This is a genomic window from Streptomyces longispororuber (assembly GCF_024448165.1).
Taxonomy (GTDB): domain Bacteria; phylum Actinomycetota; class Actinomycetes; order Streptomycetales; family Streptomycetaceae; genus Streptomyces; species Streptomyces longispororuber_A.
In genome coordinates, this window is record NZ_JAMOLN010000135.1 from 22,306 (window position 1) to 28,479 (window position 6,174).

Consider the following 6,174-nt stretch of genomic DNA (forward strand, 5'->3'; position numbering starts at 1 on the left):
AATATCACGTCCGGCTCAGCGGAGCGCTCAGGCAGCAGCCTTGGGCGCGTTGACATCCGCCGGGAGCGCCTTCTGCGCGACCTCGACCAGCGCGGCGAACGCGTTGGAGTCGTTGACGGCCAGCTCGGCGAGGATCTTGCGGTCCACCTCGATGTTGGCGGCCTTCAGACCCTGGATGAGGCGGTTGTACGTCATGCCGTTCTGGCGGGCAGCGGCGTTGATGCGCTGGATCCACAGCTGACGGAAGTCGCCCTTGCGCTTCTTGCGGTCGTTGTAGTTGTAGACGAGGGAGTGGGTGACCTGCTCCTTCGCCTTGCGGTACAGACGCGACCGCTGGCCGCGGTAACCGCTGGCCTGCTCGAGGATCGCCCGACGCTTCTTGTGCGCGTTGACTGCGCGCTTGACGCGTGCCACTTGTTAACTCCTTGTAGCGGGGCCGGGGTTGACGTCACCCGACCCGAATTCGAATAGGTCCCGGTCTAGCCGACGTACAGGGCGCTGACGCGCCGGTACGTCACTTGCCGAGAAGCTTCTTGATCTTCTTGGCGTCGCCCGGGGCCATCTCGGCGTTGCCGGTGAGGCGACGCGTCAGGCGCGACGACTTGTGCTCGAGCAGGTGGCGCTTGCCGGCGCGCTCACGGAGCACCTTGCCGGAGCCGGTGACCTTGAAGCGCTTGCTGGCACCGCTGTGCGACTTGTTCTTCGGCATAGCGCCGTTCTCTCCTCGTCAGTGGCGTTCCCGGCCGGTCCGTGCCAGAGGCGCGAACCGGCCGCGGGGGAACGTCAGTTGTGTCCATTGGTATCCAAGGCGCACAGGCTGTGCGCCGCTGGATCATGCCTCGGCAGAAGCCTCGGCGGGGGCCTCGGCCGGAGCCTCGGCGACCTCCTCGGAAGACTGGTCCTCGGCAGCGTTCTGCGACTTGCCGGGGTTGGCCTTCGCGTCGGCCTTGCGGGCGGCCTGCGCCTCGCGGGCCTCGGCCATGGCCTCGGTCTTCTTCTTGTGCGGGCCGAGAACCATGATCATGTTCCGGCCGTCCTGCTTCGGGTTCGACTCGACGAAACCGAGGTCCTCGACGTCGTTCGCAAGGCGCTGCAGCAGTCGGTAGCCGAGCTCCGGCCGGGACTGCTCACGACCACGGAACATGATCGTGATCTTGACCTTGTCGCCCTGCTTGAGGAACCGGACGACGTGACCCTTCTTGGTGTCATAGTCGTGCGGGTCGATCTTCGGCCGGAGCTTCATCTCCTTGATGACCGTGTGCGCCTGGTTCTTGCGCGCCTCACGGGCCTTCATGGCCGACTCGTACTTGAACTTCCCGTAGTCCATGAGCTTGCACACGGGCGGACGGGCGTTCGCCGCCACCTCGACCAGGTCGAGGTCGTACTCCTGAGCAAGCTCAAGGGCCTTGGCAAGCGGAACAATCCCGACCTGCTCGCCGCTGGGACCGACAAGTCGCACTTCGGGAACGCGAATCCGGTCGTTGATGCGGGGCTCGGCGCTGATGGATCCTCCTCGGTAGCACCACACGACGGTCTGGCGGACCGCCGCGTACGTCTGATTCCTAAGTACCAACCGCGCCGAAGCACAAAAAATGCCCCGGACGGCACACATGAGGGGGCTCCAAGAACTACCGGAGCACCGCCACGGTGGACCGCGGGGCGCGCATCGGACGGTTCCATCGTCCGTACGGAACGATGGGGACCGTCTGACCGGTGACCCGCCGCCCTGCGATCGGGCGGCCAGGTGGGAGATCGGAGCCTCCACTTGTGGGCCGGTCACTCAGGTCTGGGACGGTGTCCTCGACAGGGGTGTCCGGCCGGTCGTTACACAAGGTTAGCAGCACTTGGGGGGTGCGCCCAACCGAGTGCGCGGGCGGCATATCGTGGGAGGCATGAGTGACGCCATTCCCGCAGCCGTTTCCCCCGAGTCTCCCGACTACGACGCGTTGACCCGCGACATCGCCGAGGTTCCCGCCGTCGAGGTCATCGTGACGGTCGCGGTCAACCTGATGAGTGCCGCCGCGGTGAAGCTCGGCCTCACCGAGGAGGGCGACGCCCACAAGGACCTCGACGAGGCCCGCAAGCTGATCCACGCGCTGGCCGGCCTGCTCGACGGCAGCGCCACGGAGATCAGCTCCTTCCACGCGGCGCCGCTGCGGGACGGTCTGAAGTCCCTGCAGCTCGCCTTCCGCGAGGCCTCGATCGTGCCCGACGAGCCGGGCCAGGGCCCGGGCGAGAAGTACACGGGCGCGATCTACGGCTAGGCCCCGGAGCCCGGCCCCCCGCTCTCAGGACTCAGTCACGTACGTACAAGGGCTCGCCCGGCGGCGTGGCCCCGGCCGGCAGCAGTGCCAGGTCGAGGCCGCGCACCAGGCGGGCCCGCAGTGTTTCGTCGGCCGCGATGCGGGCCGCCAGGGACCGGGCCGTGACCTGGACGTCGGCGTCCGCGTCGAGGACCAGGGCCAGGGTGCCGTCCGCCTCGCCGGGGCCGAGGTGGGCGCGGGCCACCGCGGGCTCGGCGGCGACGGCGGCGCGGACCGCGTCGGTGACCGCGGGGTCGGTGAGCGGGTCCGTGCCGGTGCGGCCCTCCGCGAGCGCGTACAGGGCGGGGCCCGTGAGCTCGTAGGGGACGGGGCCCGCGAGGTCGAGGACGACCGTGTCGGCCTTCTCGTGGGCGGCGGCCTGGAGCGCCTGGTGGAGGGGGACGGCGACCGGGCGGGCCTCGGGGTCCCACAGCGCGAGGGACGCGGTGGAGGTGAAGGCGGGGAGCGCCGTGCGGTGGCCCGCCTTCAGGGTCGGGACCGCCATGTCGGACGTCTTCTCGCGGCGAAGCCCGTTCTCGTCCTCCTCGACCTCGCCGAGGACGGCGACGACGGGGACCAGGAGGCGGGCGCCCTTCAGGGCGTCCAGGACCGGCGCGTGGGCCGTGCGGTCGGCCGACCAGGCGGCCAGCGCCTCGGCGAGGCGGGGGTCCGCGGTGCCGTCGTCGTCGGAGAAGCCGGGGTCGGGAATGTTCTTGTTCGCCACGTTCACCGACCCTACAGAGCGCGGCCCCACAGGTTCTCAGCGGACCCTGGGGTCGGACCCATGGTCGTCACAGGTCCGCGGCCGACCATCGCGGCATGTCCCCTCGCTCCCCCCGTCGGCGCCGTCCGCTGCTGTGCGCGGCCGTCGCCGCCGCGGTGCTGGTCTCCGGCACCGCCGCCACTACGGTCTACGTGAAGGCGCAGGCGCACGACGCGACCGCGCTGGTGTCGAAGGTGGCCGCACCCTCCGAAGGGGGAACCCCGACCGTGGACCGGGACGCACAGCTCGCCGAGGCCGTGGCGGACGCCGTCGCCGGGCACGACGGCGAGGTCTCCGTGGCCGTGCTCGACGTGGCGGGCGGGGCGAGTGCCGCGTACGCGTCGGGCGACGGGACGTACGACACGGCGAGCATCGTCAAGGTCGACGTGCTGGCCGCGCTGCTGCTCCGGGCGCAGGACGAGGGGCGGGAGCTGACCGCGCAGGAGAAGGCGTACGCCACCACGATGATCGAGAACAGCGACAACGCGGCGACCACCGCGCTGTGGGACGTCATCGGCCGGGCCGCCGGGCTCGACGCCGCGAACCGGCGGCTCGGGCTGTCCGGCACGAGCGGCGGCGACGGGGCGCTGTGGGGACTGACGCAGACCACGGCACAGGACCAACTCACGCTGCTCCAGCAGGTGTTCGGGGTCGCGGACGACCCGGTGCTGAGCGCGGACTCGCGGGCGTACGTCCAGGGGCTGATGGCGAACGTCGAGTCCGATCAGACGTGGGGGGTCTCGGCGGCCGGGGACGGGGACGGGAGCGCGCTGAAGAACGGGTGGCTGCGGCGGAGCACCACCGGGCTGTGGGACATCAACAGCGTCGGGCGGGTGACCGTGGGCAGGGCGGACTGTCTGGTGGCCGTGGTCTCGAACGGGAGCACCACCAAGGAAGCCGGGATCGCTCTCGTGGAGGCGGTCGCCGCGGCCGCGGCGGCGGTGGTCAGCGGTTCCTGAGCCGGCGGTGGGTCCGCCACAGGTGGACGGCGGTGCCGAGCAGCACCACCCCGAGTCCGCCCGCGACCGGGCCGACCCAGGCGGCCTGGCCGTCGTCGTCCGGGTCGTCGGGGCCCGGGCCGAAGTACGTCTCGCCGTACGCGGCCGGGGCCAGGCCCTGCGGCTTCAGCTTCTTCGCCGCGCCGATGGCGGCCGCCGGGTCGACCAGGCCGAAGCCCCGCGAGTCGTCGCGGCCGCCGGACGGCGGGTCCTGGGCGGTGTCCTCCATGAGCTTCTTGATCTGGGCGGGGCTCAGCCCGGGGTGTGCGGCGCGGACCAGCGCGACGGCGCCGGAGACGAACGCGGAGGCGGCGCTGGTGCCCCACGCCGAGTAGTACTTGCGGTCGGGGTCGGCGGTCACGATGTTCCGGCCGGGCGCCGCGACGGTGGCGTACCAGCGGCGGGTGGAGAACGAGGCGCGGGAGCCGGAGGCGTCGACGGCCGTGGCGGTGATGACGCCCGGGTAGGCGGCCGGGTAGGAGATGTGGTCGCCCTTCTCGCCGCCGTTGCCCGCGGAGGCGACGACGGAGACGCCCTTCTTCAGCGCGTACTGGACGGCCGCGTCCTCGCTCGCCTCGGGGTGGGCGGTCGCCGAGTCGTCGCCGAGGGAGAGGTTGATGACGTCGGCGCCGTGGTCGGCGGCCCAGCGGATGCCGTCGGCGAGGGCGGTACCGCGGGTCTCGCGGGCCTTCGCGCGGGACGGGTCGCCGTCCTCCAGGATCACGCGGACGGGCAGGATCGTGGCCTCGGGGGCGATGCCCATGACGCCGTCGCCGTGGCCCGCGCCGTGTCCGTGGCCCGCGATGATGCCCGCGATCGCGGTGCCGTGCCGCGCCCAGGGGCGGTCGCCGCGCTGCGCCCCGAAGCCGATGAGGTCCTTGCCCTCCGTGACGTTGCCCTTGAGGTCGGGATGCTGGTCGTCGACGCCGGTGTCCAGGACCGCGACCGTGATGCCCTTGCCCTTGGTGGTGCGCCACGCCTGCTGGGTGTGCATCGCGGTCAGGCCCCACTGCTGGGCGCGGACCGTGTCGGCGTGGGCCGCGGTCGTGGGCAGCAGGGCGAGCACCGCGGTGGTGCCGAGGGCGGCGACGCGGTGGGCGGCGCGGGTCATGACGGCTGCTCCGTGGACTTCTGGACGGCCTTGCGCAGACCGCGCTCGATCCGGTCGGCGACGCCCTGGGCCTCGTGACCGAGGCCCGCCTGGGCGGGGGCGGTGGTGGCGCCCGGCTTCATCGCCTCGGCGGCGGGTTCCGGGTCGGTGACGGTGCGGCCGTCGGCGAAGCCGGAGACCGCGTAGACGACGACCGGGGCGTCGGTCAGCACGTTCAGCGTCCAGGAGGCGCGCTGGGCGTCGCCGAAGCCGGCGGCGACGGTGTCCTCGGCGGCGTACGGGCGGGGCATGAGGTCGGTGCGGCGGTCCAGGCCCTGCTCGGTGAAGCGGGTGCGCAGCGCCTTGGTCGCCTCCAGGTCGGCCTTGGTGAACATCAGGCCGACCGTGGTGACCTGGCTCTGGGTGGCGTCGGTGTACGTGGCGCGGAGCAGGCGCAGGCAGCCCGCCGGGCGCAGCGCCTTGTAGAGGAGCGGATCGAAGGCCGCCTTGCAGCCGCTGTCCGGGGCGACGGCCACCCGGGTCCAGGTGCGGTCGGCTCCGCCGGGTCCTGCGCCCTCGCCCTTCAGGGTGGGCGGGAACAGCCGGTCGACCGGGATGCTGTGCCACAGCTCGCCGGCGTCGTGGTACGCGGTCCGCGCGGAGACCGTGCCGCTGCCGCCGTCGCCGGTGAGGAGGGTGCCGGTGGCCGCGCCGCCGAGCAGACCGAGACCGAGCACGAGGCAGGCTGCCGCCGCGGCCGCGCGGGGCCCTATGCGGGCGCCGATCGGGCGCAGGCGGGTCGTCGTTTCGGTGAGGGGTGCCTCCGGCGGGAGGGGTTGGGCCTTCGCGCCGTGGGTGGTTGCGGGGGTGTGCGGCTGTGCGGGTGCGTCGTGGCTGGTCGCGCCGTTCCCCGCGCTCCTTTGGGGCGTCTTCTCGCCGTGCGGCTGTGCCGGTGCGTCGTGGGTGCTCGCGCCGTTCCCCGCGCTCCTTTGGGGCGTCTTCTCGCCGTGCGGCTGTGCC

At 72.3% G+C, this 6,174-nt stretch carries 8 protein-coding genes; 2 read left to right on the top strand and 6 right to left on the bottom strand.

Annotation, left to right across the window (positions count from 1 at the left end):
• Window positions 1-27: 27 nt before the first annotated feature.
• The 3 genes from rplT to infC form a co-directional block, all read right to left on the bottom strand.
• Entirely contained in the window at window positions 28-414 is a 387-nt protein-coding gene (gene rplT, locus M4J07_RS31260; protein WP_189976603.1) for a 50S ribosomal protein L20, read from the bottom strand.
• Window positions 415-514: 100 nt separating this feature from the next.
• Window positions 515-709 (bottom strand): 50S ribosomal protein L35, encoded by a 195-nt coding sequence (gene rpmI / locus M4J07_RS31265; protein ID WP_007829094.1) that lies wholly within the window; start codon window positions 707-709, stop codon window positions 515-517.
• A 123-nt stretch (window positions 710-832) separates the two neighbouring features.
• Complete coding sequence (gene infC, locus M4J07_RS31270; protein WP_255977239.1) at window positions 833-1,528, bottom strand: translation initiation factor IF-3; 696 nt, start codon at window positions 1,526-1,528, stop codon at window positions 833-835.
• 364 nt (window positions 1,529-1,892) lie between these two features.
• Between infC and M4J07_RS31275 the strand changes: the two genes are divergently transcribed.
• Window positions 1,893-2,264 (top strand): DUF1844 domain-containing protein, encoded by a 372-nt coding sequence (locus M4J07_RS31275; RefSeq protein WP_255977230.1) that lies wholly within the window; start codon window positions 1,893-1,895, stop codon window positions 2,262-2,264.
• 31 nt (window positions 2,265-2,295) lie between these two features.
• Here the strand turns inward: M4J07_RS31275 and M4J07_RS31280 are convergent, their stop codons facing one another.
• Window positions 2,296-3,027: an SseB family protein gene (locus M4J07_RS31280; protein ID WP_255977232.1), complete on the bottom strand. Its 732-nt coding sequence runs from the start codon at window positions 3,025-3,027 to the stop codon at window positions 2,296-2,298.
• 95 nt (window positions 3,028-3,122) lie between these two features.
• On the opposite strand from M4J07_RS31280, the gene M4J07_RS31285 reads away from it, so the two are divergent.
• On the top strand, window positions 3,123-4,025 hold the full coding sequence (locus M4J07_RS31285; RefSeq protein WP_255977234.1) for a class A beta-lactamase-related serine hydrolase: 903 nt from the start codon (window positions 3,123-3,125) through the stop codon (window positions 4,023-4,025).
• Here M4J07_RS31285 and mycP read toward each other — a convergent pair.
• Window positions 4,012-5,175 carry a type VII secretion-associated serine protease mycosin gene (mycP, locus tag M4J07_RS31290; RefSeq protein WP_255977236.1) on the bottom strand — a complete coding sequence of 388 codons (1,164 nt, stop codon included), beginning with the start codon at window positions 5,173-5,175 and terminating at the stop codon, window positions 4,012-4,014. The genes M4J07_RS31285 and mycP overlap by 14 nt on opposite strands.
• On the bottom strand, window positions 5,172-6,174 hold a 1,003-nt coding region (locus M4J07_RS31295), incomplete at its 5' end, for a hypothetical protein (RefSeq protein WP_255977237.1). The genes mycP and M4J07_RS31295, both read right to left, overlap by 4 nt.

Bases quoted from the DNA above. Each gene is read 5' to 3' on its own strand.
- M4J07_RS31285 (WP_255977234.1), top strand. From the start codon at position 3,123: ATGTCCCCTCGCTCCCCCCGTCGGCGCCGTCCGCTGCTGTGCGCGGCC.
- rpmI (WP_007829094.1), bottom strand. From the start codon at position 709: ATGCCGAAGAACAAGTCGCACAGCGGTGCCAGCAAGCGCTTCAAGGTC.
- mycP (WP_255977236.1), bottom strand. From the start codon at position 5,175: ATGACCCGCGCCGCCCACCGCGTCGCCGCCCTCGGCACCACCGCGGTG.
- M4J07_RS31275 (WP_255977230.1), top strand. From the start codon at position 1,893: ATGAGTGACGCCATTCCCGCAGCCGTTTCCCCCGAGTCTCCCGACTAC.